The sequence below is a fragment of the Elusimicrobiota bacterium genome (assembly GCA_026388155.1).
Lineage (GTDB): Bacteria > Elusimicrobiota > Elusimicrobia > Elusimicrobiales > UBA9959 > UBA9634.
Genome location: JAPLKI010000006.1, coordinates 124,332 through 143,176, shown reverse-complemented (window position 1 = coordinate 143,176; position 18,845 = coordinate 124,332). Strand labels below are relative to the sequence as shown.

The 18,845-nt window shown below is 54.3% G+C and carries 20 protein-coding genes; 12 read left to right on the top strand and 8 right to left on the bottom strand.

Translation table 11 applies throughout. The features are described from left to right. Window positions 1-37 precede the first annotated feature (37 nt). The 5 genes from NTX59_02170 to NTX59_02150 all read right to left on the bottom strand — a co-directional run bounded on the left by NTX59_02170 (window position 38) and on the right by NTX59_02150 (window position 4,719). Window positions 38-790 carry a Nif3-like dinuclear metal center hexameric protein gene (locus NTX59_02170; protein ID MCX5784475.1) on the bottom strand — a complete coding sequence of 251 codons (753 nt, stop codon included), beginning with the start codon at window positions 788-790 and terminating at the stop codon, window positions 38-40. A 93-nt stretch (window positions 791-883) separates the two neighbouring features. Next, entirely contained in the window at window positions 884-1,546 is a 663-nt protein-coding gene (locus tag NTX59_02165; protein MCX5784474.1) for a hypothetical protein, read from the bottom strand. A gap of 255 nt (window positions 1,547-1,801) precedes the next feature. Then, window positions 1,802-3,478 carry a hypothetical protein gene (locus tag NTX59_02160; protein MCX5784473.1) on the bottom strand — a complete coding sequence of 559 codons (1,677 nt, stop codon included), beginning with the start codon at window positions 3,476-3,478 and terminating at the stop codon, window positions 1,802-1,804. Window positions 3,479-3,619: 141 nt separating this feature from the next. Next, window positions 3,620-4,084 carry a glycogen-binding domain-containing protein gene (locus NTX59_02155; protein ID MCX5784472.1) on the bottom strand — a complete coding sequence of 155 codons (465 nt, stop codon included), beginning with the start codon at window positions 4,082-4,084 and terminating at the stop codon, window positions 3,620-3,622. Continuing rightward, entirely contained in the window at window positions 4,081-4,719 is a 639-nt protein-coding gene (locus tag NTX59_02150; GenBank protein ID MCX5784471.1) for a TatD family nuclease-associated radical SAM protein, read from the bottom strand. Before NTX59_02150 ends, NTX59_02155 begins: the two co-directional genes overlap by 4 nt. 104 nt (window positions 4,720-4,823) lie before the next feature. On the opposite strand from NTX59_02150, the gene NTX59_02145 reads away from it, so the two are divergent. From NTX59_02145 to NTX59_02120, 6 genes are all read left to right on the top strand, one after another. Then, window positions 4,824-5,963, top strand: coding sequence for a glycerate kinase (locus NTX59_02145; protein MCX5784470.1), 1,140 nt, complete (start codon window positions 4,824-4,826; stop codon window positions 5,961-5,963). Between the two features lie 198 nt (window positions 5,964-6,161). Then, window positions 6,162-7,001, top strand: a complete 840-nt coding sequence (locus tag NTX59_02140) for an ATP-grasp domain-containing protein (protein MCX5784469.1) — start codon at window positions 6,162-6,164, stop codon at window positions 6,999-7,001. After that, a complete protein-coding gene (locus tag NTX59_02135) occupies window positions 6,998-7,813 on the top strand; it encodes an ATP-grasp domain-containing protein (protein MCX5784468.1) in 816 nt (271 codons plus the stop codon). The genes NTX59_02140 and NTX59_02135 overlap by 4 nt, the downstream gene beginning before the upstream one ends. Before the next feature lie 207 nt (window positions 7,814-8,020). Continuing rightward, entirely contained in the window at window positions 8,021-9,211 is a 1,191-nt protein-coding gene (locus NTX59_02130; GenBank protein ID MCX5784467.1) for a hypothetical protein, read from the top strand. Between the two features lie 98 nt (window positions 9,212-9,309). Next, entirely contained in the window at window positions 9,310-10,140 is an 831-nt protein-coding gene (locus tag NTX59_02125; GenBank protein MCX5784466.1) for an ATP-grasp domain-containing protein, read from the top strand. Beyond that, window positions 10,137-11,381, top strand: coding sequence for an MFS transporter (locus tag NTX59_02120; protein MCX5784465.1), 1,245 nt, complete (start codon window positions 10,137-10,139; stop codon window positions 11,379-11,381). The genes NTX59_02125 and NTX59_02120 overlap by 4 nt, the downstream gene beginning before the upstream one ends. Here NTX59_02120 and NTX59_02115 read toward each other — a convergent pair. After that, a complete protein-coding gene (locus NTX59_02115) occupies window positions 11,328-11,540 on the bottom strand; it encodes a hypothetical protein (protein MCX5784464.1) in 213 nt (70 codons plus the stop codon). The two genes, NTX59_02120 and NTX59_02115, sit on opposite strands and share 54 nt — an antisense overlap. A gap of 75 nt (window positions 11,541-11,615) precedes the next feature. Here NTX59_02115 and NTX59_02110 point away from each other — a divergent pair, with 75 nt between their 5' ends. Further along, a complete protein-coding gene (locus NTX59_02110; protein ID MCX5784463.1) occupies window positions 11,616-12,476 on the top strand; it encodes a metallophosphoesterase in 861 nt (286 codons plus the stop codon). Between the two features lie 41 nt (window positions 12,477-12,517). Here the strand turns inward: NTX59_02110 and NTX59_02105 are convergent, their stop codons facing one another. Beyond that, on the bottom strand, window positions 12,518-13,336 hold the full coding sequence (locus NTX59_02105) for a hypothetical protein (GenBank protein ID MCX5784462.1): 819 nt from the start codon (window positions 13,334-13,336) through the stop codon (window positions 12,518-12,520). A gap of 77 nt (window positions 13,337-13,413) precedes the next feature. Further along, a complete protein-coding gene (locus NTX59_02100) occupies window positions 13,414-14,439 on the bottom strand; it encodes a YncE family protein (protein MCX5784461.1) in 1,026 nt (341 codons plus the stop codon). 206 nt (window positions 14,440-14,645) lie between these two features. Between NTX59_02100 and NTX59_02095 the strand changes: the two genes are divergently transcribed. From NTX59_02095 to NTX59_02075, 5 genes are all read left to right on the top strand, one after another. Continuing rightward, window positions 14,646-16,064: a hypothetical protein gene (locus NTX59_02095; protein MCX5784460.1), complete on the top strand. Its 1,419-nt coding sequence runs from the start codon at window positions 14,646-14,648 to the stop codon at window positions 16,062-16,064. A gap of 23 nt (window positions 16,065-16,087) precedes the next feature. Then, window positions 16,088-17,290 (top strand): methionine adenosyltransferase, encoded by a 1,203-nt coding sequence (gene metK, locus NTX59_02090; protein ID MCX5784459.1) that lies wholly within the window; start codon window positions 16,088-16,090, stop codon window positions 17,288-17,290. 127 nt (window positions 17,291-17,417) lie between these two features. Beyond that, a complete protein-coding gene (locus NTX59_02085) occupies window positions 17,418-17,771 on the top strand; it encodes a response regulator (protein MCX5784458.1) in 354 nt (117 codons plus the stop codon). A 63-nt stretch (window positions 17,772-17,834) separates the two neighbouring features. Next, the gene (locus tag NTX59_02080) at window positions 17,835-18,443 is read left to right on the top strand and encodes a hypothetical protein (protein ID MCX5784457.1); all 609 of its coding nucleotides are present in this window, start codon (window positions 17,835-17,837) and stop codon (window positions 18,441-18,443) included. Window positions 18,444-18,480: 37 nt separating this feature from the next. Then, window positions 18,481-18,834, top strand: a complete 354-nt coding sequence (locus tag NTX59_02075; GenBank protein MCX5784456.1) for a response regulator — start codon at window positions 18,481-18,483, stop codon at window positions 18,832-18,834. Window positions 18,835-18,845: the final 11 nt, after the last annotated feature.

The following is an 18,845-nucleotide window of genomic DNA, read 5'->3' as shown; positions in this document are numbered from 1 at the left end:
TGATAAGTTCCCCTATCCGCTGACCCCTGTTTTAACCCTATACCGGATTCGGCACGTCTATGAATTCTGTTTTTACCTTGAATCTGTCTTTCAGTAATTCCGCCAGCGCCTGTACGCCGGGTTTTTCGGTGTTGTAATGGCCGGCCGAAATAAAATTTGCGGCGTTTTCGCGCGCCGTTTCCTGCACGAATTCCGAGACTTCCCCGGTAATGTAGAGGTCAAGTCCGGCTTCTATGGCCTGGATGAACATAGAATCCGCGCCGCCGCTCACCACCCCCAGCGTTTTTATTTTTTTCGGGCCGAAGCGAAAACCGAGGATGTCGGAGCCTAAGTCCCCGGTAAGGGCGTTTATCACGGCGTCAATGTTCTTGCCGCCGGGGAAAGCCCCTTTAAACCCAATGCTCACTCCGTCGTATACGCCGAAAGGCTTAAGCTGTTTCGCTCCAAGCATTTTAAGTATGCGCGCGTTGTTGCCCGCGACAGGGTGCTTGTCCAGCGGCAGATGCCAGGCGGCCAGCGACATCCCGCTTTTAAAAAGCAGTTCAAGTTTTTGTTTGAAAGGGCCTTTGAAGGGCTGGACCTTGCCCCAAAGCAGTCCGTGATGGACTATAAGCAGGTCAGCGCCTGAAGCGGCCGCGCGTTTTATACATTCAAGCGAGGCCGAAACGCCGAATGCTATTTTTTTTACTTCCGGCGCGCCTTCAACCTGCAGGCCGTTCCAAGAAAGGTCCTTCGTATTTTTGCTGTCCAGGTATCCGTCTATAAAATCTATTATTTTATCCCGTTGCATGTGAATATATTACAAAATAACGAAGGGCGTCCGCCTTAGGCGAACGCCCTTTGATTTTAAATTACTAATTCTAAAACAACCAAAGCAGAAGTGTTATTTTCTGCAGCGGCCGCTTCTGACAACCTGGCTTTCCCTGTTGCAGTTGGTGACGGAGCAGTTGCCCTGCAGGCCCTGTGTGGACTGCATGCAGCGCAGTACCGCGCTGTCCTGGGCGCTCCCCTGGTCCGGGCGCAGATCGCCGGTATAAGTGGAGGGGGCGGGCTGCGGCTGTCCGGCGGCTACCGGAGCCGGGTTGAACTGGGCGGTGCAGCGGAACTGTTCCACGGAGCAGCTGAAGCGGCAGTCGCCGTGAACCTGAAGACATTCCTGACAGGCGCGCAGCTCGCTTGGGCCGCCGCCGTGTCCGCCCCAATGTTCTTCCCAACCCATGTCCGATGCCACGCAGTTCATTCTGCCGTATTGGTCATAGCCATTGTTGTAGCCGTTGTTGTTGCCATTATTGTTGTTATTATTTCCGAAGATAGCGTCAATCCATGGATTTCCCTTGTCCATTTCGAAGAAAATGGTTCTGACCGGCTGGCCTTTTTCTGTGATGACGACGGCGGTGGCTTCAGGCTTGGCTTCAGGCAGTACCGCGGTCTGCTGCTTCGGGGCCTGGGCCGCAAGCTGGTCAATGGCTCTGGGGGTCCCGGCGAAGATGTTGGCGGATGAAGCGAGTATGAACGCTGTTATGGAACATAACACTGATTTTTTCATTTAAACTATACCTCCCTTTAATTTACTTCCGTTAAAATTCTATAAATTGTGCGGGGAGGTCATTAAGGCGCTAAAGTCCTTTTGTTTTCCGGCAACAGGCCCAGGCCGGAATAGGACTAAGGGGAAAGAAGGATTGAAGAATCCGGATTCAAGATTGAAGAGTTAAGATTAAGAATTGAAGACCTGCAAATCTTGAATTGCCCATGCTGTCAGGACTATTCCACCTAATCTTGAATCTTAAATCGTGAATTTTCTTTAGCGCGGTCTTAATGCGTAAAAGTAGCCGTTTGAAAAATCTTCCGCTATATAATCGGTTATAAAATATTTTTCTCCGGCGACCGGGGCGAGCATCAGGGCCGCATACCCCCATGAGAGCGGGTTGCCGCCAAGCAGTAATTTAGGCACCCGCACTGTTACGGCTCCGCTCTCAATCCGCGCCGCCGCACGGCCCAGCAGCTTCGGCCCTCTTGCCGTAGACAGGTAAAGAGAGGCCTTGCCGGGCAAAACCTGAAGGGCGTAGTCCCAGGCGTTATCAGGGAACAGGCGTCCGTCCGCGCCGTCAAGCAGTTTTGTGGAGCCGGCGCGCGGGCTGTGGTTTATGTCAATATAAAGGTCAAAGCGCGCGTAGCTGAAACCGGCCGGGGAACGCCTGGAATTATCTATCTGAAGCGGATAAAACTTAAACACCGTTTCGGTTTCGCCGAGAGTCGTTTCAAAGGCCGAGAGTTTCCACACCTTGTAGGGGTCTGAGTCTCTGGAGAGCGCGGGAGGGCTCTCCGGCAGTTCCGGCTTTCTGGAAGAATTAACGGCTCTGAAACCGGCGGTGTCAACGCTTACAGAAAGCTTGTCCTGCGTGAGTTCACCGCTTAACATCCGGGCAAAACCTGAGAATAGCCATGCGGGCGGATTTTTACCCATAAGGCGGTAGGCATCGGAAAGGGAGTTTTGCATTTCCGTTTCAGTTCCCCGGCCCAATTCGGTATCCGTTGAGGCCAGAAGCTCCAGCTTTTGTGTGTCTTCAGCCGCGAAATAGGCCTCAAAAGCGCTTCGCGCCGCTTTGAAATCCCCCTGTTTCTCGTTCAGGTAAAGCATCAGGTCCGCGCGCGTTTTGGCGAAAGCGGCCATGGCGCCGGTTTGGGCCGGAGCGGCGGCCCAGAGTGTGTAATCCCCGCTCCAGGGGCGCGCGGCGGAAAGCTCATGTGCCGTGACGGAAGAGGAAACGGCGATTTTAAGAGCTTGTGAAACCGTAAGCCAGCCCCCGGCCGGCTTCGCGGCCAGGAAAGACAGCAGCTCTTTTCTGGTTTCCTCCCGGGCGCCGGGCAGGGTCTCGTCAAAAACGGTGAAGGCCGCGGCGGAGCCGGGCGAGGCCTGCGAAGAATATTTTACAAAGGGAACCGCGTAAACTCCGCCGCACTCAAAGACTGAGGCCGCTGTGGACACCGCGGGTCCCGTGGCCGCCCATTTCAGCCCTAAAGCTTTAGTCAAGGGCAGATAATCCGCTAAAAATCCGCCCGGCGCGCTGACCAGCCCCTGCGGCTGCATTTTGAAAGTTTTCACGTATATATCTTTAGCCTGGGCCAGGCGCAGCGCCAAAAAATATTTATCGTTCGAAGCTATGGGCGTGGAGGGCTTGTTCTGCCACAAAACGCTTTGTTCGCCGGGGTAGTAAAAAAGCGGCAGTATGGGATCTCCCTGCGCCCGCATGGCCGGCTCAAGGCGGCCTTCTATGGCTAGTTTTTTCGCTCTTTCCTCCAGGGTTTTAGGCAGGACGCCAAGGGCTGCGGTAAGCTTAAGGTCTTTGCCGGTTTCAAGCAGGTTGAAAACTTTCTCTATATTCGAATCGTCCGCCGGAATCCAAAGCAAGGATTGCTGGGCGTTTGCCGCGCGGGAGAAAGATAAAAAGAATGAAAATATCAGTAAACGCGCGCGCATTATAATCTCCTGTGTTTTGCAACTCTCGGGTTCGCGGTTCAACGGTTGGAAATCAGGGAGCACAAGAAGATCGTAAAAAAATAATCTTGAACCGTGAAATTGAACCCTTGAACCGCGGACCTTACAACCTGAGCCGTTCCCTTATTTTACGGTAAGAAGTGAAACTTTTCGGCCCGCATCCATGTCGGTGTCCGGGTTCATGGGGTCCAAAACGCTTTGACCGTCTATATTATAAAGGTAACGGTAAACGCCAGGCGGCAGCGGCACTATCGTTTCCCAGACATTTTTTCCTTTTTTCACCAGCTCAAGCGCGTCCGGATCCCATTTATTGAAATCGGCCGCCACTTTTACTTTTTTCGCCCCGCGCAGCCTGACCGAAAATTTAATAAATCGCAGCTCCGGCTGGGGCGGTTCTCCGTATTTTACGCCGCGGTAGTGCGTTTCAGGCAGCCGGGCCAGCCTTGAGGGTTTTATCGTGGCCACGCTCCAGGAATTCACGAACTTGAAATATTTCTGAATGGCGTTGTTAAAAAGCACGCTGGGCACGCTTACAATGATGAGCGCGAGCAGTGCGACCGTCAGCAGCACGGATTTTTTTTCCATCATAGCGCAGCCCTTACCCTGGGTTTGGCGCCCAGTCCGGCAACCAGATTTTCAAAGGCGGCCATTTCCCGCCTGTCGCAATCAATGATGGTGGCGATCGTTTCCGGCAGGAGGCGGGCCGTGTCCCGTATAAAGTCTTTTACGCTTTCAAAGCCTTTTTCCGCGTATCGCGCCTGCGGGCGCATCAGTTCGGCCCAGCGCCCTGGCTCCGAGGCGTTCAGGCTTACATGTACGGCATCCACCAGGCCTTTAAGCTCCGGCGCCACATTCCTTCCGCAGATAAGGTTTGCCAGGCCATTGGTGTTCAGGCGTATCTTCATGCCGGAGGGAACGGGGGCCGCGCCGCCTGATCTGATCAGGCGCGCTGTTTCCAGAACGGCGTCCCAGCGCATGGCGGGCTCTCCGTAACCGCAAAAAACCAGTTCGTCAAATGATTTTTCCGCGTAAGTTTGAGCCGCCAGCCGCGCGACCTCCGCGGGGGACGGCTCAAGATCCTCAAGGTTTAAATTGGCTCCGCGATAGTCCATGTTCCACTTGTTTTTTATGCAGAAAACGCAGGCAGTGGGGCAGCGGTTGGTGAGGTTAACGTAAAGCCCGGTTTTATAACGGTAGACTATGCTGGGCTTGGTTGTGTTCATTGGATAAAATTCAAAATTAAAGATTCAAGATTCCAGATTTAAGATCAGATGCGGTATTCCACCGCTATTCGCTATTCTCTCCCCACTTATTCTATCATTTAGTCATGCGGATTTTAATAGCACCCAACGCATTTAAGGGCACACTTTCAGGCCGTGAGGCGGCCGCGGCGCTTGAAAGCGCTTTACAACCGCTCTTCCCTGACGCGGTTTTTGAACAGATTCCGGTTTCAGACGGCGGCGACGGCTTAATTGACGCTCTCTCTCCGGCGCTGGGCGGGCGTATCATAAGCGTCAACGTCAACGGGCCTCTTGGCGGGAAAGTTAAAGCGCGTCTGGCTTTGGCCGGTCAAACCGCCGTTATAGAAATGGCGGAGGCTTCCGGTCTGAAACTCCTGAAACCCGGAGTCAGAAAACCGATGGAGGCCGGCACCGCGGGCGTGGGAGAATTAATAGACGAAGCTTTAAGATCGGACGCCCGCGAAATTATAATCGGGCTAGGGGGCAGCGCGTCAAATGACGGCGGAGCCGGCTGCGCGGCCGCCTTCGGCTTTAAACTGCTTGATAAAAAAGGCCGCGCCATCGGTCCGGGCGCAAAAGGCCTGCTTGACCTGGCTTCCATATCCGGGCTTAATGCCGCGTTGAAGCTGGAAAAAGTGAAAGTGCGGGCTTTGGCGGATGTCGTCAACCCGCTTTGCGGCCCGCACGGTTCGGCCAGAGTTTACGGTCCGCAAAAAGGCGCCGGTCCCGCGCAGGTGAGGCTTATGGAAAAAGCGCTTATGAATTACGCGGCCGTTATAAAAAGGGATATTGGTTCCGCTGTCGCCCGTCTTGAAAGAGGGGCCGCGGCGGGCGGGCTTGGCGCGGGACTTTACGCTTTTTTCGGGGCGGAGCTTTTAGACGGCGCCGGCTTCGTTCTGGAAAAACTGGATTTCAAAACTAAAGTGAAAGCGGCGGATCTGGTGATAACGGGAGAGGGACGCTTTGACGACCAGACTTTTTCAGGCAAGGCTCCCGCCGCCGTGGCCGCCATGACAAAGACTTTCGGAAAACCGCTGGTTATGGTATGCGGCAGTTCCCGTTTTATCGCTAAAAAAAAGCTTTCCGCAGCCGGCATAACCGCCGTTATTGACGCCTCAAAATATTTTTCGCTCAAAGAATCGCTCTCTCACCCGGAAGAAACCCTGCGCCTGGCGGTTCAAAAGGAGCGGGGAAACGTATTAAGAATTATGGATGAGAGAAAATAGAGAGAAGCGGTATGGCATTGTCAAAAGGCCCACGCCGCACTGGGTCTTTTGACAAAACATAAAAGGCCGAAGGCCTCAAGTCATGGAAGTCCGGATTTTATTATATTGTACGTTGCGGCGGGGCGTAGACAGTGAAAAATTAAAGTCTGTTTAAAATTCCACACCCTTACACCCCATTTTTAACCTGACCTGACTTTTATGCGCATAGGAATTCTAGTTGAGAAACGGTATCTTTCCCAGGCCCAGCCGGGCGGCTTGATCGCGGCTCTGCGCGCCGCGGGCCATGAGACGATTTGTCTTGACCCTGAGGCCTCGGCTTACGCGCTGGAAGACAGCCGGTGGACTGAAAACCTGGATCTTATAGTGGCGCGCGGCCGCAGTTTGCATCTTCTCTGCCTGCTTGGCTGGGCTGAAGCGCGCGGAGTGCGCGTCATAAATCGGCGTTCCGCAATCGCCTCCGTTCATAACAAAGCCGATATGGCGGTGCTATTGGCCGGGGCCCGTCTCCCCACGCCTCAGACATTCCTCGGGCCGGTTCAGGAACTGTATAAAACTATTCCGTCCTCCGCCTACCCGATCATCCTCAAACCGATCTTCGGCGACAACAGCCGCGGTCTTCGTCTTGTGCACTCCCCGGAAGAAATGAAGCTGGTTGAATGGCCCGAGCCGGTTGCTTTAGCGCAGCATTTTATAGTCAATGACGGCCATGACCTCAAGCTTTACGGTATCGGGGACGAGATCTGCGCGGTGCGCAAACCTTCGCCTTTCGGCCTTGCAGTCAATGAAGGCGTTGGCGGCGGGAAAAGCCGCGCGGCGAAAGTTGAGCTTGTGCCGCTGACTACCGGGCTGGAAGATTTAGGCCGCAGTCTGCGGCGACTGTTCGGCCTGGAGCTCTACGGAGTGGACTGTATTGAAACTCCGGAAGGCCCTGTTGTAATTGAAGTGAATGAGTTCCCAAATTATACCGGCGTGCCTGACGCTGACCGGCGGCTGGCTGATTATGTAACCCGCGCGGGAGGAGAAAAGGCGCATATATGAAGATAGGCATAATCATGTCGCGTAAGGCGGCGGACCGCAAAAGTATCGTAATGCCGGAAGTGGTGCGGCTGCTCACGGAATACGGCGTGCAGGTGGAAATTATCTACCCGGAGGACCATCTTAACCGTCTGTGTCAGCTGCGCCCCGTTAACGACCTTTACGTGCTCAAAGATACCGGCGATATGGGCCTGGGACTTGCCGGTATCCTCCACGCAGCCGGGGCCGCGATCATTAACCCTTATCCGGCTTCCGTTATCCTCCGCGATAAGATCGCCTCCACCGGGGTTCTCAAGGCCGCGCAGCTGCCGGTGCCCGATACCTTTGTGACATCGGAATTGCATCAGCTCGCTTATTTGCTGAAAGACGGGCCGCTGGTCATCAAGCCGTATCGCGGAAAAGACGGGCAAGGGGTGCGGGTGGTGAGAGAGGAGAGCGAACTTGTCCATCCGTTAGACCGCCGTCGGGAACCGGTTTTCGCCCAGCGCTACCGCAAGCCGGACGGGCCGGACCACAAGCTGTATGTGATAGACGGGCAGGTGTTCGGGGTGCTGCGCAAATGGCCCGCCGCCACTTACAAGGAAAAACTCGGCGTCCCCTTGACGGTTACGCCCGCCCTGCGTAATTACGCCCTTCGCTGCGGCGAGGCTTTCGGCGTCAAGATTTTCGGGCTGGATGTCGTTATCAGTAAAGGCGAACCCTACATAGTGGATGTGCAGAGTTTCCCCGGGTTTAAAGGGGTGCCGGACGCCGCGCTCCGGCTGGCGGATTATATTTACCATGTGGGCCGTCAGGTATTAAATAAAAAGACGTGAATTTTCCGCCGCAGTTCCCGCCGTTTTCTCCACGCAAAGTCACCTTTTTTCGCGAAGGGATTGGACACAGGGCCCAAGGTTTATTAGGCCATTTGTTTTTATATACAAGGTCCAAAGACTCAAGGCAACCAGCCGGACAAAAAGATAGAGTGAGCATATGGCATGTATTGGATTTTTACGGACAGCCGCGTTTGCCGGAGATAATTTATGAAGGCGGTTGTAATCGGCGCCGGCCGGATAGGTTGCGGGCTGGCGGGCCAGCTTTTGCGCGATTCAGGGCACGAGGTGGTTTTTGTCGCCCGAAGCCCCGCGATTGCCGAACATTTTAACCGGGTGGGCCGCTACTGCGTGCGGCTGGTGGGGCAGGGGGAAACGCGGGAGGTGATGGTTGACGGGATACGCGCCGTATGCGCGGCTGAAATTGAGTGCGTGACTGAGGAGATAGCGGCCGCGGATCTTATCATTACCTCGGTCGGCTGCGATAATATTAAAAACATTTCCGGGCTTCTGGCCGCCGGCATAGAGCGGCGTGTAAAGCCGGTAAATGTGCTGGCTTTTGAAAATTCCGGAAGCATCGGACCCTCGCTGCGCGGCTGGGTGGGTCAGCATCTGCCGAAAGACTTTCCGTTGGACCGCCACGGCTTCGCCGGGGTCCTGATCTCCAGGGCCGTTACCCAGCGCATAGGCAACCCCGGGTCGGACGAGCCGTTCATATTCGTGGGGGACACTTATTCCAGATTTATCGTGGACGCTGCGGACCTGCGCGGGACGCTTCCTCATATAGAGGGTATGCTGGTGGCCGACAATTACGAAGCCTGGGTCCAGAAAAAATTTGCTATGTTCAGCGCCGCGCACGCCACCACCGCTTACCTGGGCCATCTGAAAGGTTATCGATATATACATACCGCCATCAGGGATCCGCAGATCTGCGCCGCGGTGCTGGCGGTCATAAAAGAGGGTCAGCAGGGACTGGCGGCCCGCTACGGCAAGGAGATAGCGGGCGACGACAGCGACTGCCGGGAGATCCTTGAGCGTATCGGCAATGCGCAGTTATGCGACCATATCGACCGCGTCGGGCGCGAGCCCGGCCGGAAACTGAAACACGACGACAGGCTGGTGGGAACCGGGCTGCTGGCCGAGGCGGCCGGTGTGGAGCCCAAAAACATCGGATTAGCCATCGCGGCGGCGCTATTCTTCAATAAGTACAGCGATTCTTCGGCGTTTGAGCTGCATCACTATGTTTCCACTCAAGGGGGGGTGGAGACCATTCATAAATTTTGCGGGATCGACAATACAAGCTCGCTTGGCCGGTCCGCCACGGATGCCTGGTACCGGCTTTTCGATGGGTGGCAGCATGGCAGGGTGTTGCTTGACCTTGAAAGCATGACCTGGAATTAGGGCAGGGTATAGGTGATAGGGTTGAGGGTGCGGAAATAAGGAACTCCTTCGCTATACCCTAACCTCTAACCCCTATGCCCTTTCCTTTAGGAGGCACAATGCGGCTTTGTTTCATGACGGCAAGGCGGGATCCGCCTGTGCCCAGCCAGATCGTCCTGGATGCTTCGGAGATATTGTCCCGGAAGGGCTACCAGGTAGAGAGCGAGATAGCCGAGGAAATGCTGACGCGGCTGGACGATATTAAAACGGAAAACACTCTCTATCTTCTTAAATCCTACACCGACCTGGCCCTCAGTCTTGCGGGGGTGCTTTACGGGCTGGGGGCCAGGATCCTTAATCCCTACCCTTCCTGCGCCGCCTGCCGTAATAAAATAATCTCGCTTCACTATCTGCGCGCCGGAGGCATCCCCGCCCCGCGTTCCTGGATTACCGGGGATATGGGTCTTCTCATTCCGCTCGTCAAACAGACTCCGCTCATCGTCAAGCCCTGTATGGGATGGCGGGGGATAGGCATTAAAGTGGTGCGGACCCCGGAAGAGGTCAAAGCGCTGCCCGCTCCGCAGGGCCCCGTGCTTATCCAGGAGTTCCTTGAAGGAACCGGAGAGGATCTGCGGCTTTATGTCGCGGGAGAGCGGGTTTTCGCCATACGCAAACCATTTTCCACCACCAGCTATTCGGTGCCCGGACGGTCATGCCCGGTCACTCCGGAGGAACGCGACATAGCCCTGCGCTGCGGTAAGGCCTTCGGCCTCGGCCTTTACGGGTTGGATCTAATTGAGACGCCGCGCGGACTTTCAGTAGTGGATGTCAACTGCTTCCCCGGCTATAAAGGCGCGCCGAACGCGGCCCAGGCCGTGGCGGATTATATAGAAAGTTACGCCGCGGGAAAAATTTCTCTGGCCCTCCCTTCCCCCGGGAGCGGCAGATGAAATTAAAAGTGCCGCGCGTTTCGCCTGAACTCCTGGCGCTTATCGGCGAGGGATTTCTGTCGCGGCTGAGTTTCGGAATCGTCAGTTTCGCCCTGCCTTTATACGCCTATCACCTTGGCATGAGCATGACCGCCATCGGCGTTTTGTTCGGCGTTAACGCCGTGGCGGAAGTTTCCCTGAAACCGTTTATGAGCCGGTTTGCGGACCGCTTCGGTTTCAAACCAAGCCTGAGCCTGGCCATCGCAGCCAGAAGCGCGCTCGCATTAATGCTGGCATTCGCCGGCGCGCCGTGGCAGCTCTACGGCATACGCCTGCTGCATGGCATGATAGAATCCCTGCGCGACCCGGCCATAAACTCCATGCTGGCTGAACGCGGCGGAGAGAAATCCGTGGCGTCCGCTTTTTCATGGTATTGGACCGCGCGCTACACCGCCAGCGCCATCGGCAAGACTGCGGCCGGGCTGCTGCTGGCCTGGACCGTCTCCAACTATAAATTTGTTTTTCTCTGCGCTTTCGCCCTGTCTGTATTGCCTTTATACGTGGTGCTGCGCTATACCAAAGAGCAGCCCCGTTCAAATCCTCCGGAAAAAGCCGCTTCCGGTCCTGAGCCGGCGCGGGCCCGCTCCCCCAAGGTCCCCATACTGACTTTCGCGGGTTTCGGGTTCCTGATTACCAGCACCAGCGCGATGCTGAACTCGCTCTTCCCGCTTTTAGCGACCAAGTACGCGCATCTAAGTGAAGCCCAGACCGGCCTGATTTTCGGGGTTTCAACCACTCTCATGCTGGTTTCAGGCCCGCTTTTCGGTTGGCTTTCCGATAATGTCAGCCGCAAGCTTGTGCTTCTTATCCGGAGCGCCTCAAACACTATTTCTTCTTTGCTTTATTTGATCTTCCCCACGCTGGCGGGCGTGGCGGTGGGCAAGGTTGTGGACGACATGGGCAAGGCGGCGTTCCGCCCCGCCTGGGGCGCCATGATGGCAAAGATATCGGGAGCGGACCGCGCCCGCCGCGCCCAAACCATCGGCACTATGACCATCGGCGAAAACCTTGGCGAGACGCTCGGCCCGGTCATGGGCGGGTTCCTGTGGAACACATACGGCGTAGCCTGCCTGCTGATCGCCCGCGCGGTTCTGGCTTTAAGCGCCGAGCTTTATGCGATATTTATTATTGACCCGCACATAACCCCTTCAGGCGAGCTCAAGGAAGAGCGCGGCGTTCTTGGCCGCGCCCAGGCGCAGTAAATCGTGGTTGTAAATTTTTCCCGCCGCCGCTAAAATCAGAATTATTTTTGTATTTAATGAACTGCCGGTAAGTGTGGTAGCGTAATAACATTCCTGGCTGCCGGCAGGCGTGTAAATATCGCGCCCGGCGGAAAAAACAACGGCATTCTTGTTGTTCAATATTTATGTTTTATCTGGGAGAGAACTCCTCGATTTTTGATACAATGGGCCTGTGAACAAAGGAAAAAACCTTCTATGAAAGCGATTATACTGCCGACGGTGTTTCAGATCTTGTTCTTAATTCTTCCGGCCGCCGCGCAGGATCTATCCTCCTCGACGGCGGTCGTTTACGGGGACAGCAGGACAGGCCATGAAATCCACAAAAAAATAGTGGCCGGAATCCTCCGCTGGAAACCCGCCGCCGTTTTTCATGTGGGGGACTTCGTCGGCAAAGACAAAAATCTCAATGAGTGGGCCCGGTTCCGCGAAATAACCGCGGAATTAAGGAACAAAACGGATTTCTTTCCCGCGAGGGGCAACCACGAGGGCAACGGCAAGAACTATTTCCGGCAGTTGGAAATTCCCGGCAACAAGAAATGGTATTCGCTGGACAGGAACGGGATCAATTTTATTATTCTGGATTCGGAAAGCGCGCTCGGGAAAGGTTCGGAACAATACAACTGGCTTGCAGCGCAATTATCAACCTCTTCCGGCAAAAATCTCTTTACCGCTGTCATTATGCATATTCCGGTTTTCACCTCAGGCAAACACGGCTCCGACCGGGAACTGGCGGCCTCTCTGGTCCCGTTATTTGAAAAATACGGAGTGGACATAGTATTTGCCGGCCACGACCACGATTATGAACGGCTGTACAAAGACGGCGTTTGTTATATAGTAACGGGCGGAGGCGGCGCCCCGCTTTACGACCTCAAAAAGAAGAATCCATACAGCCAGCTGTTTCTTAAAAAATACAATTATTGCGTGCTTTCCGTTTCTGAAGACGGTCTTTCCATAAACGTATTTGACGAGGAAAACAAGCGATTGGATTCGTTTATCGTGCCAAAACGCAAAGCGCGCGGGGAAAAGGCGGAAGTGAACCGCGCCCAGGCGCAGTAAATCGCAGTTGCAAGGGTTCCCCGCCGCCGCTAAAATCAGAATTATTTTTTGTATTCAATGAACCGCTGATAAGCGATGGTCGCGTAAGAATATTTCTGGCTGCCGGCAGGCGCGTGAATGTCCCGCCCTGCGGATACTACGATGGCGTGCTGGTCGCTCAATTTAAATTTGAAACCGAGATTCGCCAAAACGCGTTTTTCATCGGCATTGTTTAAATCAGAGCCGGCAATTTCACACAGAATAGCGAGTTTGTCCGTAAGCCGCGTCCCCGCGCCTAAGCTGGCGAAGGCGGCAATATGCGTATCCTCGGAGGACCTTTCACCGGAGACATTCGCGGTGACGGAGAATTTGCCGAACTCTTTCGTTAAAAGAAAAGGCAGCTCGTAAGTTACGCCCTTTTCGGCCACTCCGCCTTCGCCGCCTTCTTCCCTGGCGCCTGCGAGTTTTGAGCCCGGAGTTAGAAACTCGATTTGAGGATACACAGCCAGCGATAAACCGTTCTTTTCATTATCATAGAACTTGTACTTCACGCCAATTTTTGAATTTGAGATGCCGCGGGCTTTCTCGCCTGTGTTGTCGTTGAAAACATAGGGAACTTCGTATTTTAACTGAATGGTCTCCCCGACGCCGTAATTGATATCCAATAATGGCACTTCATAAGACTTGCTGTCTTTGGAAAGAACGGCATCGAACACGGCGTTGATCTCCCAGCTTTTAGGGCCGGGAGTGCCTGTATCGTCGGATATCATCGGAGGCGAGCCGACAGTCATTTCAACAGGCTCCGAATCCTCAGCAAAAGCGGCGGATGCGACAAAACCCGAAACAAGAACAGCGGTTAAAATACGGGCGTATACCTTCATTTTTTTCTCCTTTTCCTGCATTTATAAACAAAAGCCCTCTTTCAGGTGTAAAACCATGTATTTGCGACAGCCGCCGCTTATTTTCCCACCACCAGCAGGGTAAAACTGTCCTTTGTCGGCTGGGGTTTGGGCGTTTTTCCGTCTTTGTCGGCTTTGACCGGCAGGAATTTGGCGGACGGCAGATAGATGTTATGGGTTTTAGGGTCGATCGCCATGGTGCGGGTGCCTTTCCTGGTGGGCACTGTCTGAACAACCTCAAACTTGCCGGGTGAAATTTCCCGGGCTATAGTAAAAGTCCCGTCCCCGTTCGCGCTGAAGATAAAACCGGTTTCAGGGTCAAAAGCGTTGCCGTCTACGTCTTCGCCGATAGGTACGGCGGCTATAACTTTGCCTTCATTGGCGTCCAGTACGGTCATTATTTTATTGTCGCAGCCGGAGAATATTCTGCGGTTCTTTTTGTCAAAACCCATTCCCGACGGCTCCTCGCAAGGCTTCAGAGGATAGCGTTTTGTAATCGTAAGGTTCCGGCTGTCAAGTTCAACCACCTCGCTGGTATCTTCCATGTTCACATAAACCCGGCCTTCTCCATCCGCCGCGGGAAATTCCGGCTTGCCGCCAAGCGCGATAGTGGCTACGACGGTTCCTGAAGAAGCGTCAATCACCGTGGTATCATGGCTCTTGCCGTTGAACGTGAAAACCCTGTTCGTGGCCGGGTCGAAGAGAATTGAGTCCGGATTGCCGCCGGTCTTTACCTGGCCGAGCACTTTTAAAGTCGTCAGGTCAAAAATGGTGGCGCTGTCCGCTTTGCCGTTGCTGGTAAAGCCCCTGTTTAACGCGGGAGCGATAGCTATCCCGTGCACACCCGGAGTATCGGGTATATCTCCCGCCAGCTTATTTTTCTCTATATCCACTACCATCACATGCGTGGCTCTGGAAATATACAAACGCCGGGCCGCGCCGTCCACGGTAAGATAATCCCAGCGGCCTTCACCGCCCAGCTTGATCTTCTTTATCACGCGGTAGCCGGGGCCCGCCGCGTTAACCGCCGCGACAGACGCCAGCGCGCAGATAAAACATACTGTTTTCAGCAACTTTCTTTTCATGTCAGGTTCCGCCTTCCGGGACATTTTAAGATCCCCGGTTTTTTAAGTTTGGTAGCATATTCTATTGTAATATACATAATATCGGGGATTTCGGGCCACTTTTCCCGCTTCTGGCCCGCAAAAATATTGATTAACAGATTATATTTTTAATATCATATAGTTCAGGTTTAAACAAAGCGGACTTGTTATTTCGCGGAGGTTCCTAAATGGGTTCTCACCAGTCAAACCAGATTTCTTTCGGCACGGACGGCTTCAGGGGTATAGTGGCCCGCGGTTTCACCTATGAAATTGTAAGAAAAATAGCGCAGGGTATGGCGGATTATATCGCCTATAAGCATATGCGCAGTCCGGAAAAGCCGCAGGTGGTAGTGGGCTACGACCGCCGTTTCATGGGTGAGCGTTTCGCCCGCGCTTTTGCCGATATTCTGGCCGCTAACAAACTTACTGCCGTGCTCGCTGACGGGCCGCTTCCCACGCCCGCGATCAGCCTGCTCACGGTTAAAGGTTATGGCCTTGGCGTGGTTATAACGGCGAGCCACAACCGGCACTTCTATAATGGCATTAAAATAAAGCAGAACGGGCGCTCGGCGCCGCCTTCCGTGACAGCCGAGATAGAAAATTATTCGGCAAAAGCCGTGCCCATGCGCACTCCCGCCAACCCGCCGGCGGCCGTAAGATCCTTTAAAAAAGTTTACGTTGATTACCTGAACTCCAAATTGCCCGCAGCGGCGATAATGGCCAAACTGCCCGGCCCCGTGGTAGTGGATTTTATGCACGGTACCGGAGCCGAGCTTGCGGAAGAGATCTTTAAATCGAAAAATATCATAAAGATCCGCGCCGCCCACGACCCGCTTTTCGGCGGCATGGCGCCTGAGCCGGTGGAGCAGAACCTGGTACCGCTGATCGAAGCCGTAAGAAAGAATAAAGCGCTTTTCGGCGTGGCGCTTGACGGAGACGCCGACCGTTTCGCTTTGGTCTCCGACAAGGGCCAGTATATGACCCCTTGCCAGATAGCGCCCATGCTTTTTGAATACCTGCTTAGCCGGAACAAGTTCAAGGGGAAGCTGGCCCAGGCCGTTTCCATGGGCTATCTTACCCGTCGCATTGCCAGGGCGCATAACCTGCCTTTTGAGGAAACTCCGGTGGGCTTCAAATATATAGCCGAGAAAATGCTCTCCGAGGATGTGTCTTTCGGCGCTGAGGAATCCGGCGGTTACGCCTGGAAGGGCAATCTGCCGGAGCGCGACGGTCTGCTTACCGCTTTGATGTTCATGGAAATGGCTGTTAAGACCAAAAAAACCGTTTCGGAACTTTACAAAGGGATTGAAACTAAATACGGCAGGTCTTTCTTTGCCAGGAGGGATTTCGCGCTTGAAAAGCCGATCCCCAATAAACACTCCTTCGCCGTGAAAATAAAAAAGAAGCTGCCAAAGACGCTCCTGGGCAGGAAAATAGCCGAGACCAGCACCATGGACGGCCTCAAAATAATTTTGGAAGACGACAGTTGGCTTTTAATGCGTCCTTCCGGCACGGAGCCGCTGCTTCGGACCTATGCCGAAACGGACAGCCCGGAGAATACAAAAAAATTTCTTGAGTTGGCGCTTAAACTGACGGACCAGAAATAAATCTGGAATAACCAGGAGGATACATGAACTTCAAGGGGAAAAGGCTGGTAAGCTCGGAATCGGTGACGGAAGGACACCCGGACAAGGTCTGCGACCAGATTTCGGACGCGGTGCTGGACGAGATAATGAAAAAAGATCCGGCGGGCCGCGTGGCCTGCGAAACTTTCATCACCAGGGGCCTCGTGGTGGTGGGCGGCGAAATTACGACCAAAACCTATGTGGATGTGGATACCCTGGCGCGCCAGGTTATAAAGGACATCGGCTATACCCACGCCAAGTACGGATTTAACTACGAAACCTGCGCGGTGGTAAATGTTATAGGCCGCCAGTCCCCCGATATCGCCCAGGGAGTGGATACCGGCGGAGCCGGCGACCAGGGTCTGATGGTCGGGTATGCCTGCGATGAAACCCAGGAGTTCATGCCCATGTCGCTGGTGCTGGCGCACCGCTTGAGCATGCGGCTCGCGGAAGTACGGAAGAAAAATATTCTGGATTATCTGGGACCCGACGGCAAATCCCAGGTGACCGTGGAGTATGTGGACGGCAGGCCGAGGCGCATTGAAACCGTGGTGCTTTCTTCGCAGCACACCGAGGATATCCTTGACAAGACCGGCATGCACATCACCGAGACCTCCAAGCGCGAGATCATTGAAACGGTGGCCCTGCCGGTGCTTGATAAAAACCTGCTGGATAAAGACACCCGGTTCCTGATAAATCCGACCGGTAAGTTCCTGGTGGGCGGCCCGCAGTCCGACACCGGCGTGACCGGCAGAAAGATCATAGTGGACACCTACGGCGGCGTGGCCCCGCACGGCGGCGGCGCTTTCTCCGGCAAAGACTCGACCAAAGTCGACCGCTCGGCCGCCTACATGGCGCGCTATGTGGCAAAAAATATAGTAGCCGCGGGCCTGGCCCGGGAGTGCACCCTGCAGGTTGCCTACGCGATCGGCGTGGCGGAACCCGTGGGGCTTTATGTGGACACCCACGGCAGCGGCGTGATCTCGGATGAGAAGCTTGCAAAAATAGTGCTGAACTCTTTTGATTTCACGCCCCGCGGCATAATAAGATATCTTAAACTGCGCGAGCCCGTCTTCAGAAAAACCGCCTCTTACGGCCATTTCGGACGCATGGACGTGAAGTTTGAGTGGGAAAAAATCAACGCCGCCGAAATGCTCAGAAAAAAAGCCATGAGCGGAGTGAAAATCCGCGTCGCGGCGAGGGCATAAAATTTAAGGCTGGCCCGCCAGGCAACCCGGCGGGTCCGCGGCTGAGGGAACGCCGCACCGCGGTTTCCCCTTTGCGCGAAAATTTTCAACAGGGAAATCCGGGGTTGAAGCGAAAAGGGGGCTTGTTATGAAAGTCTTGATAGTTGACGACAACGAGCTTGCGCGCTATATTATCAGATCCATGCTGGACAAGCTGGGCCACGAGGTGGTGGGCGAAGCCGGGGACTCCGCGGAAGCGGTGCGGCACTTCACCAGGTTAAACCCTGACGTGGTGTTTTTGGACCTTATCCTGCCGGGCAAATCCGGGGTGGAGATATTTGACGAATTGCGCAAGATCAACCCGAAGCCTAAAATAGTCATTCTCACCGGAGTGGAGCAGGAGGAAATAGACCGGAAGCTTTCCGAAAAGGGAGCCGACGCTATAATGCACAAACCTTTCTCTTACGCGGAGTTTAAAAAATTACTGAAAAGCATCGCCTGAGACACTGGCCTGCCGCGGGCCTCTGGCGTAGTTCGCGGCTGAGGCGGCGCCGGGTACACTATCATGAACTCTAACAGCATCCTTGAAACCATCGCAGTCGCGGGCCTTGAAAAGTGCGTGGGAAAGCTCTCAAAAGTATCCGCCGGCCGCTGGAGCCTGGCGGATGTGAGCGTATCCCGCAGCGCTTTAAGCGAAATAGCGCTTGAGCGCCGCGCGGGAAAGGGCGGGACGGCCGTATATTTTGAAATTTCCGGAGCCCATCCTTTCACCGTCATGATAATTTTTCAGTCCGCTGATATAGAGCTCATCTCAAAGTGTTTCCTTGGTTTCGCTTTCCCCCGTATGGCCGATATAGACCATGCGCATGAACTGCTGCTTTCGGAACTTGGAAACATCATACTCAATGCGTTCATGGGCTCGCTTTCCAACGCTTTAAAACTAAGCTTTGTCCCGTCCGAGCCGAAGTGCCTGACGGGCAAGCCGCAATTTTTGCTCGAGTCCCTTTTAGCCGGCCTTGATAAAGAGCAGAAATACAGCCTTATTTCAATTATGCTCGACCTGCAATGCGGCCATCTTGTCACCCAGGCCGAAGTTATAGGCATTATCCCGAAAAAACTTGAGGAAGAGCTTGAAAAAGCTTCCGGCGGAAAATTTTCAGGGGATTTGCGGTAAGTGTGACGAAAAACTCATTTAACAAGGGGGGCTTGTTATGAAAGTGTTGATAGTTGAAGACAATGTGCTTACGCGCTATACCATTAAATCCCTGCTGAAAAGGCTGGGCCACAAGGTGGTCGGCGAAGCCGGGGATTTCGCGGAAGCGGTGAGCTGTTTCATGGAGTCGAAACCGGACGTGGTGTTTTTAGACCTCATTCTGCCGGGCAAGTCCGGGGTGGAGATACTTGAGGAATTGCGCAAGATCGACCCGAAGCCCAAAATAGTCATTATTACCGCCGTGGAGCAGGAGGAAATAGACCGGCAGCTTTCCGGCAAGGGAGCTGACGCCATAATGCGCAAACCTTTCTCTTTTGAAGAGTTTAAGGATCTATTGAAAGCCATCGCCTGAGACACTGGCCT

Bases quoted from the DNA above. Each gene is read 5' to 3' on its own strand.
- NTX59_02160 (MCX5784473.1), bottom strand. From the start codon at position 3,478: ATGCGCGCGCGTTTACTGATATTTTCATTCTTTTTATCTTTCTCCCGC.
- NTX59_02095 (MCX5784460.1), top strand. From the start codon at position 14,646: ATGGGTTCTCACCAGTCAAACCAGATTTCTTTCGGCACGGACGGCTTC.
- NTX59_02165 (MCX5784474.1), bottom strand. From the start codon at position 1,546: ATGAAAAAATCAGTGTTATGTTCCATAACAGCGTTCATACTCGCTTCA.
- NTX59_02080 (MCX5784457.1), top strand. From the start codon at position 17,835: ATGAACTCTAACAGCATCCTTGAAACCATCGCAGTCGCGGGCCTTGAA.
- NTX59_02170 (MCX5784475.1), bottom strand. From the start codon at position 790: ATGCAACGGGATAAAATAATAGATTTTATAGACGGATACCTGGACAGC.
- NTX59_02105 (MCX5784462.1), bottom strand. From the start codon at position 13,336: ATGAAGGTATACGCCCGTATTTTAACCGCTGTTCTTGTTTCGGGTTTT.
- NTX59_02075 (MCX5784456.1), top strand. From the start codon at position 18,481: ATGAAAGTGTTGATAGTTGAAGACAATGTGCTTACGCGCTATACCATT.
- NTX59_02150 (MCX5784471.1), bottom strand. From the start codon at position 4,719: ATGAACACAACCAAGCCCAGCATAGTCTACCGTTATAAAACCGGGCTT.
- NTX59_02145 (MCX5784470.1), top strand. From the start codon at position 4,824: ATGCGGATTTTAATAGCACCCAACGCATTTAAGGGCACACTTTCAGGC.
- NTX59_02125 (MCX5784466.1), top strand. From the start codon at position 9,310: ATGCGGCTTTGTTTCATGACGGCAAGGCGGGATCCGCCTGTGCCCAGC.
- NTX59_02135 (MCX5784468.1), top strand. From the start codon at position 6,998: ATGAAGATAGGCATAATCATGTCGCGTAAGGCGGCGGACCGCAAAAGT.
- NTX59_02085 (MCX5784458.1), top strand. From the start codon at position 17,418: ATGAAAGTCTTGATAGTTGACGACAACGAGCTTGCGCGCTATATTATC.
- NTX59_02120 (MCX5784465.1), top strand. From the start codon at position 10,137: ATGAAATTAAAAGTGCCGCGCGTTTCGCCTGAACTCCTGGCGCTTATC.
- NTX59_02110 (MCX5784463.1), top strand. From the start codon at position 11,616: ATGAAAGCGATTATACTGCCGACGGTGTTTCAGATCTTGTTCTTAATT.
- NTX59_02100 (MCX5784461.1), bottom strand. From the start codon at position 14,439: ATGAAAAGAAAGTTGCTGAAAACAGTATGTTTTATCTGCGCGCTGGCG.
- metK (MCX5784459.1), top strand. From the start codon at position 16,088: ATGAACTTCAAGGGGAAAAGGCTGGTAAGCTCGGAATCGGTGACGGAA.
- NTX59_02155 (MCX5784472.1), bottom strand. From the start codon at position 4,084: ATGATGGAAAAAAAATCCGTGCTGCTGACGGTCGCACTGCTCGCGCTC.
- NTX59_02130 (MCX5784467.1), top strand. From the start codon at position 8,021: ATGAAGGCGGTTGTAATCGGCGCCGGCCGGATAGGTTGCGGGCTGGCG.
- NTX59_02140 (MCX5784469.1), top strand. From the start codon at position 6,162: ATGCGCATAGGAATTCTAGTTGAGAAACGGTATCTTTCCCAGGCCCAG.